This is a genomic window from Burkholderia sp. LMG 13014 (assembly GCF_905232215.1).
Taxonomy (GTDB): domain Bacteria; phylum Pseudomonadota; class Gammaproteobacteria; order Burkholderiales; family Burkholderiaceae; genus Burkholderia.
In genome coordinates this window covers 1-1,722 of record NZ_CAJNKE010000895.1, presented here as the reverse complement: position 1 = coordinate 1,722, position 1,722 = coordinate 1, and the positions used below count along the sequence as shown (strand labels likewise).

The 1,722-nt window shown below is 68.7% G+C and carries 1 protein-coding gene and 1 pseudogene; both read left to right on the top strand.

Features of this window, described 5'->3' with window-relative positions; translation table 11 throughout:
- Nucleotides 1–609, top strand: a pseudogene (locus JYJ84_RS35920) (transcriptional initiation protein Tat); the annotation flags it as partial.
- 8 nt (nucleotides 610–617) lie between these two features.
- On the top strand, nucleotides 618–1,679 hold the full coding sequence (locus JYJ84_RS35915; RefSeq protein ID WP_175222989.1) for a substrate-binding domain-containing protein: 1,062 nt from the start codon (nucleotides 618–620) through the stop codon (nucleotides 1,677–1,679).
- Nucleotides 1,680–1,722 lie beyond the last annotated feature (43 nt).

Sequence of the window (1,722 nt, the reverse complement as noted above, 5' to 3'; positions counted from 1 at the left end):
GACTTCAAGACGGTACCGATGATCCTCGAACGCCCCGACCAGTGGGATCACGCGGCGCTCGCCGAAGTGACCGGCTACCGCGGCGGCCCGAAGCAGGTGTGGGACAACACCGAGCTCGGCGGCCCGTGGCTGAACCTGATGCGCAATTCGCTGAACGCGCAGATCTGGTCGTTCCGCCATCCGGATTTCCTCGTCGTATCGGCCACGCACGGCAGCGCGCATCTCGCGCTGTTCGACCAGGCCGCGTGGGACAAATACGGCCTCGCGAAATTCGCCGGCGCCGCATTCCCGACCAACACGCTGCTCGACGCGAAGCCCGCGCAATCGAAGGAGGCGCAAGACCACGAGTTGCCCGACGGCGCGTTCTCGTCGCACGACAACAGCCTCGCCGCGCTGCAGCAGCGCGGCGTCGTGTTCCTGTCGTGCCACAACGCGATCTGGGAACTCGCGGAACGGCTCGACGGCGCGAACGCGAATCCCGACAAGCTGCCGCTCGATGCGCTTGCGGCCGACCTGACCAACCACGTGATCCCGTCGGCGATCGTCACGCCGGGCGCGGTCGGCACGCTGCCCGAACTGCAGCAGGTCGGCTTCACGTACGCAAAATGACCCCCGCGATGACATCGATCCCCATGCAACCGCCATCGCCGCCGCGCCGCCGTCGGCGCGCGCTGCGCGCCGTGCTGGCCACGTGGCTCTGCTGCGCATCGGCGCTGTCGCTCGCCGCGCCCGCCGCCGGCCCCGCCGAGACCGTCTTTCCGCCCTGGCAGGACGGCCGCAACAACGACGCGACGCACCGTGGCCTCGAATTCACGGTGCCGCAGGTCGACGTGCTCGCCGATTTCCACGGCGACCTCACCGCGCCGAAGCTCGTGCTGTTCGTCGGCGGCAACTATTTCTTCGCGATGGCGCCGCTCGTCGCGAAGTTCGAGGAAGACCATCCCGAGTATCGCGGCCGCATCTACTGGGAAACGATCCCGCCCGGCCTGCTCGTGAAGCAGATCCAGGCGGGCGGCACGATCACCGTCGGCAACATGACGTGGACGGTCAAGCCCGACGCGTATTTCGCGGGCCTCGGCAAGATCAACGGGCTGATCGCGGACGGCACGCTCGCCGGCCCGGCCGTGCCCTATGTGACGAACCAGCTGACGATCATGGTGCGCGCCGGCAATCCGAAGCGGATCGCGTCGCTGAACGACCTCGCGCGGCCCGACGTGCAGCTTGCGATGCCCAATCCGGCCTTCGAAGGCGTCGCGCGGCAGATCCGCGCGTCGCTCGTGAAAGCCGGCGGCGACGGGCTCGCACGTACCGTCTACGACGACAAGGTGCACACCGGCACGACCGAGCTCACGCACATCCACCATCGGGAAACCGCGCTGTTCCTGATGCAGGGTCGCGCGGACGCGGGCGTGCTGTGGCAATCCGAAGCGGCGTTCCAGGAACAGGTCGGGCATCCGCTGATGCACATCGACATTCCGGCCGAGCAGAATACGACGGCGATCTATGCGGGGGCGATGGTGAAGGACGCGCCGCATCCGGAAGCCGCGCGCGCATGGCTCGCGTTCATCCGGTCGCCGGAAGCGTTCCGGATTTTCCAGCGCTACGGCTTTGGCCGCTACGATGCGGCGACACCGGCGCAGCACCTCGCGCCGGAGCAGAAGCAGCCCGACGCGGGCTGACCGCGCGGCCGCGCCGGCAGTCCGGCGGCGCGCACGCGACCGA

Coding starts and splice junctions, on each gene's coding strand:
- JYJ84_RS35915 (WP_175222989.1), top strand. CDS start 618: ATGACATCGATCCCCATGCAACCGCCATCGCCGCCGCGCCGCCGTCGG.